Source organism: Aquipluma nitroreducens, from assembly GCF_009689585.1.
Taxonomy (GTDB): Bacteria; Bacteroidota; Bacteroidia; order Bacteroidales; family Prolixibacteraceae; genus Aquipluma; species Aquipluma nitroreducens.
Genome location: NZ_AP018694.1, coordinates 110,700 through 129,393 on the forward strand (window position 1 = coordinate 110,700; position 18,694 = coordinate 129,393).

At 40.6% G+C, this 18,694-nt stretch carries 17 protein-coding genes; 10 read left to right on the top strand and 7 right to left on the bottom strand.

From position 1 onward, the window contains the following. Window positions 1–78 precede the first annotated feature (78 nt). Complete coding sequence (ggt, locus tag AQPE_RS00470) at window positions 79–1,770, top strand: gamma-glutamyltransferase (RefSeq protein ID WP_318349075.1); 1,692 nt, start codon at window positions 79–81, stop codon at window positions 1,768–1,770. Window positions 1,771–1,861: 91 nt separating this feature from the next. Further along, on the top strand, window positions 1,862–2,566 hold the full coding sequence (locus AQPE_RS00475; RefSeq protein WP_318349076.1) for an SIMPL domain-containing protein: 705 nt from the start codon (window positions 1,862–1,864) through the stop codon (window positions 2,564–2,566). 78 nt (window positions 2,567–2,644) lie between these two features. Here AQPE_RS00475 and AQPE_RS00480 read toward each other — a convergent pair whose 3' ends face one another. Both AQPE_RS00480 and AQPE_RS00485 read right to left on the bottom strand, forming a co-directional pair. After that, the gene (locus AQPE_RS00480) at window positions 2,645–3,127 is read right to left on the bottom strand and encodes a c-type cytochrome (protein ID WP_318349077.1); all 483 of its coding nucleotides are present in this window, start codon (window positions 3,125–3,127) and stop codon (window positions 2,645–2,647) included. A gap of 50 nt (window positions 3,128–3,177) precedes the next feature. Then, window positions 3,178–4,449, bottom strand: coding sequence for a PQQ-dependent sugar dehydrogenase (locus tag AQPE_RS00485; protein WP_318349078.1), 1,272 nt, complete (start codon window positions 4,447–4,449; stop codon window positions 3,178–3,180). Window positions 4,450–4,659: 210 nt separating this feature from the next. On the opposite strand from AQPE_RS00485, the gene AQPE_RS00490 reads away from it, so the two are divergent. Next, on the top strand, window positions 4,660–5,028 hold the full coding sequence (locus AQPE_RS00490; RefSeq protein ID WP_318349079.1) for a DMT family protein: 369 nt from the start codon (window positions 4,660–4,662) through the stop codon (window positions 5,026–5,028). 12 nt (window positions 5,029–5,040) lie between these two features. On the opposite strand, the gene AQPE_RS00495 is transcribed toward AQPE_RS00490, so the two are convergent. Further along, entirely contained in the window at window positions 5,041–6,849 is a 1,809-nt protein-coding gene (locus AQPE_RS00495; RefSeq protein ID WP_318349080.1) for a lysophospholipid acyltransferase family protein, read from the bottom strand. A gap of 132 nt (window positions 6,850–6,981) precedes the next feature. Here AQPE_RS00495 and AQPE_RS00500 point away from each other — a divergent pair, with 132 nt between their 5' ends. Both AQPE_RS00500 and AQPE_RS00505 read left to right on the top strand, forming a co-directional pair. Then, a complete protein-coding gene (locus AQPE_RS00500; RefSeq protein ID WP_318349081.1) occupies window positions 6,982–8,904 on the top strand; it encodes a YgiQ family radical SAM protein in 1,923 nt (640 codons plus the stop codon). A gap of 73 nt (window positions 8,905–8,977) precedes the next feature. Continuing rightward, window positions 8,978–9,742 (top strand): DUF4197 domain-containing protein, encoded by a 765-nt coding sequence (locus AQPE_RS00505; RefSeq protein ID WP_318349082.1) that lies wholly within the window; start codon window positions 8,978–8,980, stop codon window positions 9,740–9,742. 55 nt (window positions 9,743–9,797) lie between these two features. On the opposite strand, the gene AQPE_RS00510 is transcribed toward AQPE_RS00505, so the two are convergent. Next, window positions 9,798–10,745, bottom strand: coding sequence for a TIGR01212 family radical SAM protein (locus AQPE_RS00510; RefSeq protein ID WP_318349083.1), 948 nt, complete (start codon window positions 10,743–10,745; stop codon window positions 9,798–9,800). 324 nt (window positions 10,746–11,069) lie between these two features. Here AQPE_RS00510 and AQPE_RS00515 point away from each other — a divergent pair, with 324 nt between their 5' ends. The 4 genes from AQPE_RS00515 to AQPE_RS00530 are packed head-to-tail and all read left to right on the top strand — an operon-like array spanning window position 11,070 to window position 15,474. Then, window positions 11,070–12,611 (top strand): DUF4301 family protein, encoded by a 1,542-nt coding sequence (locus AQPE_RS00515; RefSeq protein WP_318349084.1) that lies wholly within the window; start codon window positions 11,070–11,072, stop codon window positions 12,609–12,611. Between the two features lie 48 nt (window positions 12,612–12,659). After that, a complete protein-coding gene (locus AQPE_RS00520) occupies window positions 12,660–14,078 on the top strand; it encodes a tetratricopeptide repeat protein (protein WP_318349085.1) in 1,419 nt (472 codons plus the stop codon). 4 nt (window positions 14,079–14,082) lie between these two features. Further along, window positions 14,083–14,862 (top strand): phosphosulfolactate synthase, encoded by a 780-nt coding sequence (locus AQPE_RS00525; RefSeq protein ID WP_318349086.1) that lies wholly within the window; start codon window positions 14,083–14,085, stop codon window positions 14,860–14,862. A 57-nt stretch (window positions 14,863–14,919) separates the two neighbouring features. Beyond that, window positions 14,920–15,474 (top strand): cysteine hydrolase family protein, encoded by a 555-nt coding sequence (locus AQPE_RS00530; RefSeq protein WP_318349087.1) that lies wholly within the window; start codon window positions 14,920–14,922, stop codon window positions 15,472–15,474. A gap of 79 nt (window positions 15,475–15,553) precedes the next feature. Here AQPE_RS00530 and AQPE_RS00535 read toward each other — a convergent pair whose 3' ends face one another. Then, on the bottom strand, window positions 15,554–16,411 hold the full coding sequence (locus tag AQPE_RS00535; protein ID WP_318349088.1) for a TIM barrel protein: 858 nt from the start codon (window positions 16,409–16,411) through the stop codon (window positions 15,554–15,556). Between the two features lie 188 nt (window positions 16,412–16,599). On the opposite strand from AQPE_RS00535, the gene AQPE_RS00540 reads away from it, so the two are divergent. Further along, the gene (locus AQPE_RS00540) at window positions 16,600–17,121 is read left to right on the top strand and encodes a TlpA family protein disulfide reductase (protein ID WP_318349089.1); all 522 of its coding nucleotides are present in this window, start codon (window positions 16,600–16,602) and stop codon (window positions 17,119–17,121) included. Window positions 17,122–17,187: 66 nt separating this feature from the next. Here the strand turns inward: AQPE_RS00540 and AQPE_RS00545 are convergent, their stop codons facing one another. Further along, complete coding sequence (locus AQPE_RS00545) at window positions 17,188–17,565, bottom strand: RidA family protein (RefSeq protein ID WP_318349090.1); 378 nt, start codon at window positions 17,563–17,565, stop codon at window positions 17,188–17,190. Between the two features lie 98 nt (window positions 17,566–17,663). Then, window positions 17,664–18,662 (bottom strand): thioredoxin-disulfide reductase, encoded by a 999-nt coding sequence (gene trxB / locus AQPE_RS00550; protein ID WP_318349091.1) that lies wholly within the window; start codon window positions 18,660–18,662, stop codon window positions 17,664–17,666. Between the last annotated feature and the right edge of the window lie 32 nt (window positions 18,663–18,694).

Here is an 18,694-nt window from a genome sequence, read left to right on the forward strand (position 1 = left end):
ATTTCTATTGTCATAAATCTCCTACGGAGAATTAAATTCCATCAACACACTATATATTAGACATTTAAAATTTAATTCATGAAAAAACTCGTTTTAGGAATAATAGTTATTTGCTTCTTTAATAATTTAATTTTTGCACAAGACCGCATCACAGGGCAAACTTTCGCGACCCGTTCGGAAGTGATTGCCCAACACGGCATGGCCTGCACCAGTCAACCACTGGCCACACAGGCGGCACTTGATATTCTGAAAGCTGGTGGAAATGCCATTGACGCAGCCATTGCAGCAAATGCTGTTTTGGGATTGGTTGAGCCTACTGGCAACGGCATTGGCGGCGATTTGTTCGCCATTGTATGGGATGCCAAAACTCAGAAACTATACGGACTTAATGCCAGTGGACGGTCGCCATACGACCTGAACCTTCAGTATTTTATTGATCGTGGAATTAAAAAAGTGCCGTCACATGGTCCACTTTCTGTTTCGGTGCCGGGATGTGTTGATGGATGGTTCGAACTAAACAAAAAATTCGGAAAACTCCCGATGTCCGAAATCCTGAAACCAGCGATTAATTATGCCCGCGAAGGATTTCCGTTAACTGAAGTAATTGCCTATTACTGGAAATCGAACTCCAAACTTCTGGAAAACTACACTGGCTTTAAGGAGATTTATATGCCCGGAGGAAAAGCTCCGGCAAAAGGCGAAATTTTTAAAAACCCATATCTGGCAGCTACTCTGCAAAAAATTGCTGATGGCGGACGGGATACTTTTTACAAAGGTGAAATCGCTCAAAAAATTGTGGATTACGTGAGAAGTGAAGGTGGATTTTTCAGCATGCGCGATTTTGCCGATCACCATTCGGATTGGATTGAACCCGTTTCGACCAATTACCGCGGGTATGATGTTTGGGAATTGCCACCAAACGGGCAGGGAATTGCGGTTTTGCAAATTCTGAATGTGTTGGAAAAATACGATATTAAATCGATGGGATTTGGCAGCGCCGAATACGTCCACACCTTTGTGGAAGCCAAAAAACTGGCCTTTGAAGATCGGGCTAAATTTTATGCCGATCCTGATTTCAATAAACTGCCGATCAAAGGTTTAATCTCGAAAGAATATGCCACAGAAAGAAATAAACTCATCAATCCCGACCGCGCTGCAAAGATTCTTCCGGCCGGAAATCCGGAACATGGAAACACCATTTACCTGACAACTGCCGATAAGGATGGAAACATGGTTTCGCTCATCCAGAGCAATTACCGTGGAATGGGTTCCGGAATGACTCCCGGAAAACTGGGTTTTGTACTTCAGGATCGGGGTGAGATGTTTTCGCTCGATCCCAATCACCTGAATAAATTTGAACCGCACAAACGTCCGTTTCAAACCATTATTCCGGCATTTATTACCAAAGATGATAAGCCGTATATCAGTTTTGGACTCATGGGCGGATCAATGCAACCGCAAGGACATGTTCAGATCATTGTCAATTTAATCGACTTCGGAATGAACCTTCAGGAAGCAGGCGATGCGCCACGAATTTGCCATGAAGGATCGAGCGAACCCACCGATGAAAAAATGACGGACGGCGGAATTGTTTACCTCGAAAGCGGGTTCGATTATGGAACGGTACGCAAATTGTTAGGGAAAGGACATTTGATTCAATATACCAACGGAATTTACGGGGGTTATCAGGCAATCAAATGGGATGATCAGAATAAGGTTTATTTCGGTGCTTCTGAATCGCGAAAAGACGGACAGGCTGCCGGATATTGAAGGATTGAATTATTGAAGAACTGAAAGCCAATTTGGCAAAAGCAACCAAAACCGCATTTTAAATGTCTTAGTAACAAATAAAATAAGCTACATGAAAACAAAAATTTTAGCACTATTCATTGCATTGCTTCCATTGATGGCGATGAGTCAGGAAGTTATCCAGGGCAAAGAAACCCCTTACATCGAAGTGGTTGGAAACGGTGAAATGGAAATCATTCCTGACCAGATTTACATTTCGTTTACGCTGAAGGAACGGTTTGAAGGGAAAAAGAAAATCGAAATTGAAGATCAGGAAAAAGAACTCAAGAAACGACTGATGAAACTTGAAATCGATTTGGCCGATTTACAATTGGCTGATGCAAACTCAGATTTCATCAAAATCAAGCGTAAAAAGAATGACGTAATTGCATCTAAAGACTATATCCTGAAAGTCACTTCAACTGGTACGCTAGCCAAAGTCTTTGATTTATTGGATGAGATTGATGCGTTCAATGCAGGCATTCAACGGGTTGACCATTCAAAAATTAAAGATTTCCGTAAAGAGGTAAAAATGCAGGCGGTTCAGGATGCTAAAGCAAAAGCAGGTTATTTATTGTCAGCTATTGGTGAAACTGTTGGCAAACCACTTTTCATTCAGGAACGCGAATCATATGACGAAATTCAACCTATGATGCGAAAAGCTGTGATGATGAATATGGCAATGGATGCAGCCCCAGCAGAAGAAGCCTTACCCGAATTATCATTCCAGAAAATAAAACTGAAATACGCTGTGTTTGCACGGTTCGCCATTAAGTAAACAGGGCAAAAGATAAAAAGGAAAGGGCAAAAGTAGAAATTCCACTTTTGCCCTTTTCCTTTATACTTTGTGTTGAAGCTATTTTCCACTTCTGACTTTCTTCACCATTTCAGGTGTTACCGGGTCAAAATTATTTCCAAAACTCGACCGCACATACGATAGAACATCGGCCAGTTGCTCATCGGTAAGTTGGGCATGCGAAGGCATAAAATTCTTATAAACTTCGCCGTTCACTTCAATTTTTCCGCTCAGTCCTTTCATCATAATGGCGATCAACTCTTTCGAATCGTTACCAACCCAACTTCCAGGAGTCAATGGCGGATGCATACCCGGAACACCCGATCCGTCGGCCTGATGACAACTTAAACAATATTGAGCATAGACCGCTTTTCCCGGATGTTCCTTTTCGCCAGAAGCCGTTGGCAAACTTTTACTGATTTCAGTGGCTAGATTTTCAGCACTAACCGGAGCTACTTTTTTGTTTTCAGAAGCATTTTGACAGGAAGCAAACCACACGCTTATCAAAACACAATAAATCAGACGTTTATATATTTTACTCATTGAATTTGGTTAAAATTTCAAGTTCAAGATAGCGGAAATATTTCAATAAGCTATTTCCCATTGTAAAAAATCCGGTAAATCCGGCCTTTCGAATCGTCCGAAACATACAATGAACCGTCAGGCCCTTGTGCCAATCCACATGGCCGATGTTGAGCATCTCCCGGACTTTTCACGACCTCAACTCCTGCAAATCCGCTGGCAAACACTTCCCATTTGCCCGATGGCAACGTGCCTTTAAATGGTACAAATACGACATAATAACCTTCCTGTGGTAAAGGTGCACGATTCCACGATCCGTGAAAAGCAATGAAAGCCCCGTTTTTATATTTTTCAGGAAACATATTTCCGGTGTAAAACAACACATCGTTTGGAGCCATATGAGCTGGAAAAGCCATTATCGGATCGTCGGCCTCCGCGCAACGGCCAGCTTTCTGTCCATCGCCACCATATTCCGGGGCAAGTACTTTTTTATTTTGAGCGCCATCGTAATAGCAATAGGGCCAACCAAAGTTTGAACCATCTTCAACCAGTAAGAATTCCTCGGCCGGAAGTTCAGCGCTTTGCTGATCGTTATACAATTCGGGATAAAACTGTGATAATTGGTCGCGTCCGTGCTGCAAGGCGTAAAGCTTATTTTCCTGATTGTTCCAGTTAATGGCCACCGCGTTGCGTATTCCCGTAGCATACCGGTAGCCGTCTTTGGCCTGATCCTGATTGGGCACATCGTCCTTAAACCGCCAGATTCCGCCGTGAAGTTCAAGTATCGGGCAGGGATCCATTCCGGGCGAACCTTTAGTCCGATCCTGAGTCTGACAGGCATTTGAAGGTGCTCCAACGGTAACATACATGTTTCCAGCCAGATCAAAGGTAATCGGTTTTGTTTCGTGTTGATTTTGGTGATCGAACCCTGTGGCTATAATTTCAGGATTACCCGTAGGCACCAATTCTCCCTCAGTAAGTTTATACCTTGCAATCAGTGTATCAGCACCAACATACACGTAACCTTTGTGCAATTTTATTCCGGTACCATCGTAAATACCATGATATTTGATAATATCAGCCTTTCCATCGCCGTTCTCATCGCGAAGGCAAACAATTCCACCGCCATTTTTGGCTTGGCTAAGCGAAACATACACATCGCCATTTTCATTCACATCCAGATGTCGCGCATGTCCCAAATTATCGGCAAAAACCAATGCTGAAAAGCCTTCGGGAAGTTTTAATTCGGCATTATTTTCTTCAGGAATTGCAGTTTTGTTTGAATTTGACTGGCATGCGGTCATAAAAATCAATCCAATTAGCCAATGAATAGTTGTCTTCATCTGTTTTTTAGTATTAGGTATTTGTCAGGCAATCAATAGCTCGTGGTCTATGTGTAAAACCGGAAACTTAACGTTTTTGTTTACACACAAACTGGAAAAGTTGAGTTTCGGAAAGGTATAAATCTGCTTAAGGCGATTATTATTGCTTCATATTTGGATGAAACTCTTCGTTTGATGTATTTTTGAGCCTTGTTTTAACGCAAGAAACCGATGAAAGGATTATATACAATTATTCTGCTGGTAATGTCTAATACGTTTATGACATTGGCCTGGTATGGACACCTTAAATTTGCAGAATTGAAATGGTTTAGCAAATTGGGAATTATAGCCATTATTTTGATTAGCTGGGGAATTGCCCTCTTCGAATACATGTTTCAGGTTCCGGCAAACCGCATGGGATACAAAGAAAATGGTGGTCCGTTCTCGTTAATTGAATTGAAAGTAATTCAGGAAGTAATTACACTACTCGTTTTTACAGCATTTTCAGTCATACTGTTTAAGAACGAAAACTTCAGGTTCAACCACCTGATAGGCTTTGTTTTCCTGATCCTGGCCGTTTATTTTATTTTCAAAAAGTAGCCAAAAACGTAGTTATTTCTTTTCCTTCAGTTTACGCGAGTGAAATTGCTGAAGGATAGAGCTATCGTTGGCTTCCTTTGATAAAGATTCGATGGTATTGGGTGGAATATCACACAAATCCAAAGCAATCAGTCCATCCAGGCAGTTATTGAATTTCGGATCGACATTAAAACCAATAATTTTCGCGTTCAGCTTGATGTATTTCTTCAGCAGCACAGGCAAACCTGAATTCAGTTCATCCACATCACCAATAAATTTATCAAGCGAATTAATGTCGTTGTCCATGGTTTGCATGATGATATTCAGGTTCTGATCCTCCGTCTTGAATTTATAGGAGTTCCTTGGAGTAATACTTTTAGCCAGTTTCCAGTCGAAATGGTGTGCCATGATAAACTTGATGATCATCTCTTTGGAAGTAGTGGAATAGTCATCAGAAACACTCACCGGTCCCATCAGGTAACGATATTCAGGATTTTTAAGCGCGAAATACAAAATACCTTTCCACAACAAAAACAAAGGCATGGGCTTCCGTTGGTATTCTTTAACCACAAACGAGCGCCCCAGTTCCATGCTCTGGCTCAACATATCCTGAAGGTCGTCTTTAATTTTGAACAAGCTCTGAATATAGAACCCGCGGACGCCATATTGATGCAAAATATCAGCCCCTTTCCCGATTCGGTAGGCACCGGCAATCATTTCAGTTTCATTGTCCCAAATAAACATTTGGTTGTAGTACAAATCAAATTCGTCCAAATCAATGCTACGGTTGGTTCCTTCGCCTACCTGTCTGAAAGTGATCTCACGCAATCGCCCGATTTCAAGAAGAATATTGGGGATCTTCTTTGTCGGAACACAATAAACCGAATAGCTTTTCATCTTGAACAACAAAAACTCAGCGCTCAGACTCTGAAGTTCAGCCATGATTTTTTCATGTGCAATAGGCTCAGCAACCGGTTCAATTCGCTGCTGACGTTTGAGCGAATAATTGAAAAACCGTTTCACTTCAATTTTGGAACAAAGCAAATATGTTTTTGCCCGCAGATACCTACCATACTGATAGATGTCGGTAAATTTATCTTGCTCTGGAACTAAAATCGGATTTCCAATCCTGATTTTAACAGGTTTTTTATGCTGATACAAAATCTCTGTCGGCAGTTTCATATTCTTCAACGATGGCAGAATATTGCCCATCATATAAAACAACCGGCTGTTATTTCCCTGAAAATGGATAGGGACAACCGGCACTTTTTGCTGCCTGATAAATTTCAGTGTATTGTATTGCCACTGCGTATCCGAAAGTACACGGTAGGCATCGAACTGCGATACGTCACCAGACGGAAAAAGACATAAAATTCCTCCATTCTCCAAATGAACCGACGCCTGATCTGTTCCTGAAGTCAATGTACTTTTATCGCTTTTCTTCTGAAAAGTATCTTCTTCGAGAAAGAATTCCCTGATTGGATCAATCTTCTGAAGCAATTGAGTCGACACAATTTGCACATCGGAACGAACCATGCTCAAAATTTTAATTAACAGAATGCTTTCCAACCCACCAAACGGATGATTGCTGACAACAATTACCGGCCCGGTTTTAGGAATGCGCTTTTGCAGCTCCTCAACATCGTACAAAAAATTGATGTTAAGTATTTTAATGAGTTCATCTATAAATTCGAGTCCAACTTTATCGCCAATCTGATCATAAACCCGGTTAAGTTTATCAAAACGTAACAGTAGCATCAGGAATCGTGCAAAATGCTCACCACCAATAAAACTTAGTTTCGGATTTGCTTTCAGGATGTCTTTAGGTTTGAAAAGTTCCATGTTCAGTCAGTAAAGATTAAAATGTTTACAATTACAACTTAAGGTCACTATTGCAAAAGAATTGCTAAAAATGAACATTTTTTTTATTCAATTGTAAAAGGTTTAGCTTAATTCGCATAAAAAATTTCGAAGTTGAACATACTTTATCAGAAATACGACATCAATCAGTGGTTGCCTACCACGAAAAAAGAGGTAGAAGCCAGAGGTTGGGACAGTGTAGATGTGATTTTCTTTACGGGCGATGCTTATGTCGATCACCCGTCGTTTGGAGCAGCCGTAATTGGCCGGATACTTGAGGCAGAAGGTCTTCGCGTTGCAATCGTCCCTCAGCCAAACTGGCAGGACGATTTGCGTGATTTCAGGAAACTTGGGAAACCCAACCTGTATTTTGCAGTGACTGCCGGAAATATGGATTCGATGGTGAACCATTACACCGCCAATAAGCGCAAACGTTCGAACGATGCTTACACTCCCGGAGGACGACAAGGGCAGCGACCCGATTATGCAACGACCGTTTATTGCAACATTCTGAAAGATTTATTTCCTGATGTTCCATTGGTTATCGGCGGAATTGAAGCCTCCCTGCGCCGGGTCACTCATTACGATTACTGGAACGACAAATTGATGCCATCCATTTTGGTCGATTCGAGAGCCGATATGCTTTTCTACGGAATGGGCGAAAAATCAATTCTGGAATACACCGAACTAATCAAAAAAGGTGTCGACTATAAAAAACTGACAACTATTCCTCAAACGGCTTTTCTTGTTCAGAAAAACCAGGACTTTGCTACCAATAAAAAGTGGAACAGCCTCGATTTGTATTCGTACGAAGAATGTTTGGAAGACAAAAAGAAGTATGCCAAGAATTTCATGCACATCGAAGAGGAATCGAACAAGGTTGAGGCCAACGTACTAAAACAGGGAGTTGGCACCCAGCTGGTAATTATAAATCCGCCATGGCCGCCACTCGAAGAAAAGGAAATCGATCGTTTTTACGATTTACCATTCACGAGACTTCCCCACCCCCGCTACAAAAACAAGGAAGAGATTCCGGCTTACAACATGATTCGTCATTCGGTCAACATTCACCGAGGATGTTTTGGAGGCTGCACATTCTGTACTATTTCTGCACATCAGGGCAAGTTCATTGCCAGCCGTTCCGAAGAATCAATCCTGAAGGAAGTTGACAAACTGGTGCTGATGCCCGATTTCAAAGGATATATTTCAGATCTGGGCGGACCGTCGGCCAACATGTATAAAATGAAAGGTATTCATCAGGAAATTTGCAACAAATGCAAACGTCCATCGTGTGTGTTTCCTGATGTCTGCAAAAACCTGAACATCGACCACAAACCAATGTTGGATCTGTACAAAAAAGTACGTCAGCATCCCGATGTGAAAAAGGCATTTATTGGCAGCGGAATTCGTTACGACATGATATTGAAGGAAACCAGCGATCCGCAAGTGAATAAAAACAACATGGAATACTTGCGCGAGGTCATCAAACACCATGTTTCGGGACGCTTAAAAGTTGCACCGGAACATACATCTGATCAGGTTCTGGATTTGATGCGCAAACCATCGTTCAAACTTTTTCATAAACTGAACAAAGTTTTTCAGGAGATTAATAAGGAAGAAGGCCTGAACCAGCAACTGATTCCGTATTTTATTTCGAGCCATCCCGGATGCGAAAATACCGACATGGCCAATTTGGCCGTTGAGACCAAACAACTTGATTTTAAACTCGAACAGGTTCAGGATTTTACGCCAACACCAATGACTCTGGCTACTGTAATCTATTATACCGGATATCATCCGTACACCATGCAGAAAGTATTCACGGCCAAAAGCCAGAAAGAAAAGCTGGCCCAGCGCAAATACTTCTTCTGGTACCAACGCGAATATCATCAGGAAATAAAAAGTGAGTTACTTCGTTTAAACCGCAAAGATTTACTCGACGGACTGTTTGGGAAAGCCACTCATAGTCCCTCGACTTCGACAGGTTCAGCAACCGCCAAGGGAAGGGAATTTAGCCACAAACCAAAACGAAAGTAAAACCATTTAATCCTATAACAATTCAACAATTTATCAATCAACCATTTAACCCTTTATTGTTAACCCATTTACAATGCGAACTATAAAAATTACCGTTCTTCTACTGACTTCATTTTTCCTGAATTCGTGTGCCGCGCTGACCCAAATTGCGCAAACAGCAGCCAGTCAGAATTTGCCATTAACCAATGCTGAAATTGTTGGAGGACTGAAAGACGCGCTTTTAGTTGGAACCGACAGTACAGTTACGCATTTATCTGCCGTCGATGGCTATTTAAAAGATCAGGCCATTAAAATTTTACTTCCTCCTGAAGCCAAAACAATAACCGATCATCTTTCAAAACTTCCCGGAGGAGCGAAACTGGTTGATGATGTGATTGTCAGGATTAACCGTGCTGCCGAGGATGCAGCAAAAGGTGCAAAACCCATCTTTGTGAACACCGTGAAAGAAATGACTTTTACCGATGCATTGACAATTCTGAAAGGCCCAAACAATGCGGCAACCCAATATTTCAAGGACAAAACCGCAACTCAATTGGGAGAATTGTATCGTCCCAAAATTCGTGAATCGCTGAACAAAGGATTGGTAGCAGGTATTTCTACTCAACAATCGTGGAATGAACTGACCGTTCAATGGAACAAGTTGGCAGGCTCAGCAATTGGCAAGATTGGAGGATTGAAAACGGTTGATGTAAAATTGGAAGATTACATTTTACAGCAAGCTTTAAACGGCATGTTTCTGAAAATTGAGGAGCGCGAAAAAGACATTCGCACCAACGCAAATGCCCGTGTAACAGGACTTTTGAAGAGGGTCTTCGGTAACCAGACTCTCATAAAATAGGAATTAGTTATTAGTCAATGGGAAAAGGGAAAATAAATTTTTCATTTTCAAATGACTAATGACTATTTTCAAATAACCGCCCCTGCCAGGTATCCCGTTCTTCCAGCAACTTTTCGAGCTTGGCGGTAAATTCAAAGTTTTTCAGCCCCCAGCGTGGAGCAACTAAAAGCTTATCTGGAGCCTCACTTACAAATCGTTCAACAATGATTTTCGGGTTTAGCAATTCGAGGTATTTCACAGTCAAATCCAGGTATTCTTCAATAGTAAACATCGGGAATGCATCCGGACTTTGCTGATATTCGCGGTGCATCCGCGTTCCTTTGTGGATTTGCAATTGGTGCAATTTCAGGTTCTCAACCGGTAATTGCGAGATGACTTTGGCCTGATCGAGCCAATCATCTTCCGTTTCGCCGGGCAATCCCAATATCAGATGTGCACAATTATGAATGTTTCGTTTTCCGGTTTCATTCAGCGCCCACACCGATTCTCCGAAGCTATGTCCACGGTTCAATCGTTCGAGACTCGTGTTCCGGTGCGACTCGATCCCAAACTCAACCATGATGTACTGCTTTTCAGACAAAATCTGAAGGTAATCCAGTATTTCAGGAGTAATACAATCAGGGCGGGTAGCAATCACCAAACCAATTACTTCGGGATGGGACAAAGCTTCTTCGTATAGCGACTTCAAGTTTTCGAGGGGTGCGTAGGTATTGCTGTACGATTGAAAATACCCCAGATATTTCATCGATTTGTATTTTCTTGAAAAAAACTCAATCCCTTCGGTGAGTTGTAGCATAACACTTTTCTTCAGGTCGCAGTAACCGGGCGAAAATGTCTGGTTATTGCAATACGAACAGCCACCTGTACCTTTTGAGCCGTCGCGGTTCGGACAAGTAAAACCCGCATCAATCGAAATCTTTTGGACCCGGCCATTAAACATCTTTCGAAAATGGCCTGAAAAATCGTTGTATCTTTTATCGCTTCCCCACGGAAATTTGCTCATCACTTTTACATTAACTATCGCACCAAAAGTATTTCAATTTATTGGGTTTCAAAATCAATTTTGCCAACTACAAATAGACAAATAAGGACTTCAGTGCATTTCCAAAATCGAACTTAATGCCGAAAATTCGAAACCCAACTAATCAAAATCAAGAGACGAAATACCTTTGTACAGTTTAATTACCTGAACAACTATCATTTAGAACAAAAAATACAACAACAGGATTGTTAAAAAATAAGTTTATAACTTTTTGAGAAGGGGGATCATATCAAGGCCGTTTTCTCCGATCGATTTTTTAAATTTAAAAAACATAAATTCGCTGCGATGTTTAAACCTGAAGATATCAGCCAGATTAAGGCACGTGGAAGTCAAGCTGAAGCTATTGAACAACAAATTGAAAATTTCAAGACTGGTTTTCCATACCTTAAACTTTCGGAAGCAGCAAGTAATTATCACGGAATCATCAAACTTTCGGAAAGCGAAATTCAGAAATACATTTCCATTTTTGAGGAAAAAAATTCGAATAAGCTTGAACTTATCAAATTTGTTCCGGCCTCGGGAGCGGCGAGCCGAATGTTCAAGTCGTTGTTTTCAGCACTGGATAATCTGCGTAAAGGGAAAACAACTGAAGAGATTATGGCAGACAAAGAAGTTGCACTGTTCTTTAATCAGCTCAATCAGTTTGCATTTTATGAAGATCTACAGCGATTAGCCACATCAGAAAACAAATCAGTTGAAGAGATTCCGGCTCAAAAAATCCTTGAATGGGTACTTCTGGAAGAAGGTTTAAATTACGGGAATTTACCAAAAGCTCTTTTAAAATTTCACCGGTATCCCGATCAAATTCGCACTCCTTTGGAAGAGCATTTTGTCGAAGGAGCAATGTATTCCAAAAATAGTTCAGGAACAGTTATCCTCCATTTTACGGTTTCGACTGAACATCAGCAGGCTATGGAACAACTGGTTGCAGAATTAAAACCGAAATACGAAGAATTATTTGGAGTTACTTATGCGGTTAGCTTTTCGAATCAAAAACCCTCGACCGATACGGTTGCTGTAACTCCCGACAATGAGCTTTTCAGGAATAAGGATAACAGTTTACTTTTCAGGCCCGCAGGCCACGGGGCATTGCTCGATAACCTGAATGATCTGGATGCGGATATAGTTTTCATCAAAAACATCGATAATGTAGTTCCTGAACAGCTTAATCAGCCTACGATTGATTCAAAAAAAGCGCTAGCCGGAATATTAATCAGCATTCAGGAACAGATTTTCCACTACCAAAAGATACTTAAAGAGAATTATCCGAGCACATTGGAAAGTGGCTTTTATGCCGAATTGGCCAATTATCTGGAAAATGTTTTGAACACAACTCCTCCGCAAAACCAATATTACAGTGAGAAAGAGGAACTCTACCATTACTTCAGCAAAAAAATGAATCGTCCGGTGAGGGTTTGCGGAATGGTGAAAAACCAGGGAGAACCAGGTGGAGGTCCTTTCTTTGCCATGAACAATGACGGATCAGTGTCGCTACAGATTGTGGAAAGTTCTCAGATTGATTTCAGTGATCCGACACAAGCTGCACTTGCACAAAAGGCGACACATTTTAATCCGGTTGATTTAGTTTGCGGCATCAAAAATTACGAAGGGAAAAAGTATAATCTTTTGGAATTCAGTGACCCAAAAACCGGTTTAATTACAACCAAATCAAGTGATGGAAAAGAATTGAAGGCGCAGGAACTTCCCGGACTGTGGAACGGATCGATGTCTGATTGGAATACTCTTTTTGTTGAAGTTCCGATTGAAACATTCAATCCTGTAAAAACAGTTAACGATCTGTTAAGAAAAGAGCATCAGGCAAAATGACTCTGTTTCAAAAAGTATTCTTAAATTTGCAACCTTTAATGAGAATATATGAACGAGGACGCCAGAGATAACTTTGAAGAAGATGATTTTCAGGAGGCGGTAGCACGTTTCAAAAAAATGGTTAAGAGTAATACATCTGAATACTTTGATGTATTTGAAATTGAAGGAATTACTGATCAGTTTTTAGAAGATGGAAGAATTAAACTTGCCAGAAAAGCGGTTGAGACCGGACTCTGGCTTCATCCGACTTCTATCTCACTAAAAATCCGTCAGGCACAGGTACTTATGAACGAAGGCAAACTGGAAGAATGCCTTGAATTAATAAGTATGGCCGAGAAAATCGAATCCAATAATCCAGAGCTTTTCTTAACCAAGGGCGGAGCTTTAAATTTGTTAGGCGATGTTGAAAAAGCTGTCGAAGCTTTTGACCATGCACTCACCATGCCTATTGATGAACCCGACGAAACACTTTACAACATAGGCATCTCATTTGGTCAAGCAGGAGAAACACAGTTGGCCATTAAATACCTCGAAAAAGCCCACGAGGCAAATCCCGAAAACGAAATTGTATTGTACGAATTAGGATATTACAGTGATAAGAATTCGCAATTTGAAGAAAGCATCGCCTATTACAACAAATACCTGAACATCGATCCGTTTAATCATTCGGTTTGGTATAACATTGGGATCACCTACAATCGGATGGGAATGTTCGAGAAAGCAATTGAAGCTTACGACTATTCACTTGTCCTGAATGAAGATTTTCTTCATGCGCATTTCAACAAAGCCAATGCGCTGGCCAACAACAACCAGTTTGAAGAGGCGATTGAATGTTACCTGGAATACATACAACTTGATCAGGATAATGATGATGCCTACTGTTATTTAGCCGAATGCTATTTGAATACCGACAGGTACAGCGAAGCACTCATTTACTACCAGCACGCCATCCGTTTGAATGATTCCAATTCGAGCGCCTGGTATGGTTCGGGACTAATCATGTGGTCGGAAGGCGAACTTCCAGAAGCTCAGGTTTGCTTAAAAAAAGCGATTAGTCTGGAAGATGATAATGCCGATTTCTGGTCGATGGCAGCTAAAATTCACGCTGAGCTCAATGAAAACGAAGAGGCCATTGAGTCTTTTGAGATGGCAACCTCGCTTGAACCTGAAAATATTGAAAATTGGCTCTCCTACTCAGAAATGTTTTACGATTTAGATGATACAGACAGAGCCATCGAAGTTCTAAAAACTGCAAATAAATTCAACAAATCGAACGCCTTTTTAAATTACCGGCTAACAGCTTATTTGCTTGACAAGAATGAAGAATTGGAAGCGGTCTGCCATTTTGAAAAAGCATTAAAAATTGACTACAGTAAGCAAAACGAATTGTTCGAGTTTTATCCTGAAGCGTCAAAAATTGAATCAATCAAAAAACTGATTTCACAATACCAAACAACGAAACTATAAAATAATGAATTTTCGATTGCCACACATGCCTGAGCGACCAGCACAACCTCGCAACAGCGGAGTTACCATGGTTATGGACAAAGGATTAAGTTTGCGCGAAGCTGAGGATTTATGCGATATTTCAGCACCATACTGCGACCTGATTAAATTGGGTTTTGGAACTTCTATCATTACCAACCGGTTGCTCGATAAAATCAAACTTTACAAATCAGCCGGATTGAAACCCTATTTCGGAGGTACGCTGTTCGAAGCATTTGCCGTTCGCAACATGCTCGATGAATACCGTCGTTTTCTGGATGAATACGAAATGGAAATGGTCGAAGTATCTGACGGAGTCATGGAACTGGATCACGAGCTAAAATGCAAACACATTACCGATTTCAGTAAAGATTACATTGTTTTGTCTGAAGTTGGAACAAAGCTAAAAGGCAAGGAAATTTCGAATGAGAAGTGGATTTCCTACATGCAAACCGAATTGGAAGCCGGTGCATGGAAAGTAATTGCAGAAGCCCGCGAAAGTGGCAATATGGGAATTTATAACGACGATGGCTCGGCCAACTTCGAGCTAATCTTAGGAATTAAGAAAGCTGTCGATCCGGATGTCATTCTTTGGGAAGCACCGCTTAAAAATCAACAAGTTTGGTTTATCAAACTTCTTGGCCCCAACGTAAATTTGGGAAATATTGCAACTAACGAAATCATTCCGCTTGAAACGCTTAGACTTGGCCTTCGTGGCGATACTTTGCTCACCTTTTTACCCTGCATACATAACTGGGATATATAGAAAAAAGGTGGTCAGCGATGTCCACCTTTTTTCATCAAACGAAAATTCGTAAAGATTATGAAACCAATACTTTTATTAATCGATATTCAGAACGATTATTTCTCAGGAGGAAAAATGGAGCTCATCAAAATGGATGAAGCCACCGAAAATGCTCAAAAGCTCCTCTCCCATTTCAGAAAGAATAAATTACCCATTGTTTTCATTCAACATTTGGCGACGAAGCCAAATGCAAGTTTTTTTATTCCGGGCACTTCCGGAGCCGAAATACACAATTCTATCCGACCTCTCGATAATGAAACCGTAATTATCAAGAATTTTCCAAACAGTTTTAGGAATACCAATTTGCAGGAGCATTTGCAGTCGCTAAACTCGACCAACCTGGTAATTTGTGGGGCAATGAGCCATATGTGTGTTGATACAACTACAAGAGCGGCTACTGATCTGGGTTACTCGTGTACACTAATTGCTGACGCCTGCGCTACACGCGATCTGGTATTTAATGATCAAAAAGTAAAAGCGGCTGATGTGCAAATTGCTTATATGGCAGCACTAAACGGTACTTTTGCTCAGGTTATTTCTACCGATCAATTTATGGAGTCAATGATAAAATAAGCGAAAAGACAATAAAAAAACCCGCCGGGTAAGGTGTGAGGTAATTTTCCGGCGGGGGTTAATAAAAAATTGCTATCGATTATAAAAATTTAGCCTGACTTAAGTATTTAAAGCTCATTTCAATACTTTCATAAGCATCAAGATATTTGAAGCTGTCTTGCTCGACAAAGAAATATTTCATTCCTGCAGTTTTCTTCTCAGCAAAAATACCAGAAAAATCAATTCGACCTGAACCTACAGGGGCAAAAAACATATCATCCGTTTTTGTCATGTCTTTTACATGCCATAACTGAAAACGACCCGGATATTTCTTGAAATAATCAACAGGATTATAGCCACCCTTGGTCACCCAATACAGATCCATTTCAAAAGTTACGAGCGATGGATCGGTCTGCGAAAGCAGCAAATCATACGGAATCTGATCTTCCATCTTTTCGAATTCAAAAGCATGGTTGTGATATCCGAATTGAATACCATTCTTCTTGGCAATTTCGCCCATTTTATTGAACTTCTCAGCCGTCGCTTTCCATCCATCTAAATTGGTACGAAACTTATCGGCCAAAAATGGATAAATAATGTATTTGGCACCCGTTGATGCAGCATCGGCTATGACTTTCTCGGCTGTATCAAGTTCAAAAGTGGTATGCGAACTGGTCAATGGCATTCCCAAACCATTCAAAAATTCAGCAAAAGCCTTTGGAGTCATTCCGTAGAAAGTTCCTTCCGCAACGTTGTAACCCGCTGCCTCAGCCGAATTATACCCAATCTTAGCTACTTTTTCAAGAGTAGATTTTAAATCGAGCTTAATTTTATCGCGTACGGTGTACAACTGCAACCCGATCACTTTCTTCTCCGGAGCAAAGGCAAACGTTGGGGAAATCATTGTTGCAGCGGCTAAAGCCACTGATGTTCTTAAAAAATTTCTGCGATTAGTCATCGTTCCTAATTTTAGTGGTTAGTGTTCATTCCTGCAATTTGGAATCGATTAAAGAGCATTAAATCATCCTTGATGCAGGTAATTACAGTTCTTAACAAACCTGATAAAATAAAAGTTTTGAGAGAAAAAGAATAATTACACTTTTGAGTATCTTTGGTATAACCAACAAACCTCAAATAACAAAAGCGATGAAACTCAGAATTGTAGACTCCATGCTTATCTTTTTGATTTGTTCTTCATTTTTGAGTATTGCTCAGGAAGAAACAACATTTGTGAAACTGGCAGATCCTGTTCCTGAATTTGAATTCGAGAAAAGTCCGGGAAAAACGATGAATATTTCAGAGCTGAAAGGAAAAACTGTATTAATCACTTTCTTTGCAACATGGTGTGGCCCGTGCAAAAAGGAACTACCTTTTATTCAGTCTGATATATACAATAAATTAAGAAAGAACCCTAACTTCGAAATACTTATTTTTGGTCGCGAACACAATTGGGATGAAGTCAACAGATTTAAGGCAGCCAATAAATTTTCAATGCCTTTTTATCCCGACCCCGACCGAAAGGTATACTCAAAGTTTGCCGGGCAATATATTCCCCGAAATTTTCTAATATCTCCGGAAGGAAAGATTCTTTTTAGTTCGATAGGTTTTAACGAAAAAGATTTCAAAATACTAAAAGAAACTATTGATAATCAAGTAAAACGAAATTGACCGATAGTTTGCAAATAAAAAAGCCAAAGCGATGTTCACTTTGACTTTTTCGATCAGTGATATTATTTACTTAACTGCAATTGTTTCAATCTCGATAAGAACACCTAATGGCAATTCCTTAACAGCAAAAGCGGCTCTTGCTGGAGCATCTTCGGTATAGTATTTCGCATAGATCTCGTTCATGGCTTTAAAATTAGCCATATCGCTTAATAAACAGGTCGATTTCACGACATCCTTGTAATCGTATCCTGCTTCTTTTAAAATAGCACCAATATTATTTAAAACTTGCGTGGTCTGTTCCTGAATTCCACCTTCAACAATTTTCATTGAGACTGGATCAAGAGGAATTTGACCGGAAATATATAACGTTCCGTTTACTTCAACAGCCTGACTGTATGGCCCAATTGCTGCCGGGGCATTGTTCGTTTGAATGATTCTTTTCATGATCGATTATTTGTTGTTTACTAAATCAAAAATAAACAAAAATCCCGGAATGACTCTTATCAAAGCATCCCGGGATTCTATGTGTTAAAAGATTTTGCTTATCCGTGTTTTTCCGAAAGATACCGCTCAGCATCCATTGCTGCCATACAACCCGAACCGGCGGCTGTAACTGCCTGACGGTAGATTGAATCCTGAACATCACCACAGGCAAATACCCCGGAAACATTCGTTTTTGAACTTCCTGGAATTGTTTTTATGTAGCCAACCTCGTCGGTATCAATATATTCTTTCACAAAGTCTGAATTAGGTTTGTGTCCGATAGCCAAAAAGAATCCATCAATTTTAATGGTGACTTCTTCTTCTTCAGGAGTACCTTTCTTTTTCCATAAAATTGCGCCCTCAACAACTCCATCCCCAATCAGGCCTTTTGTTTGATGTTCCCACAACACTTCAATGTTCTTTGTACGGAATACCCGTTCCTGCATTACTTTAGAAGCACGAAGTTCATTTCTTCTGACAATCAAATAAACCTTATTCACCAAACCTGCCAGATAAATGGCCTCCTCAGCAGCCGTATCGCCACCACCTACAACAGCAATATCTTTTCCCCGATAGAAAAATCCATCGCAAGTTGCACAGGCTGAAACTCCGCTACCTGCATATTTTTTCTCGTCATCGATTCCAAGGTATTTGGCAGTAGCTCCGGTCGCAATAATAACAACCTCCGATTCAACAATCTTATTCTCGTCGATCCATACTTTATGAACAGGTCCGGAAAAATCAACTTTGGTTGCCAGTCCCCAACGAATATCGGTTCCGAAACGAGCTGCCTGCGCTTTTAAATCTTCCATCAACACTGGCCCAGTAATTCCTTCAGGATATCCCGGAAAATTTTCGACTTCAGTGGTAGTGGTTAATTGTCCTCCAGGCTGAAGACCTTCGTACATAACCGGGCTAAGATTTGCACGTGCAGCATAAATTGCGGCAGTATAACCCGCAGGACCTGATCCAATAATTAAACATTTTACTTTCTCTGTATCAGTGACCTGACTTGCACTTTTACCAGTGCTATCATCTAAATTCATTGCTTTAAACATGTCGTATATTTTTCTTTCAAAGGTATAAAACA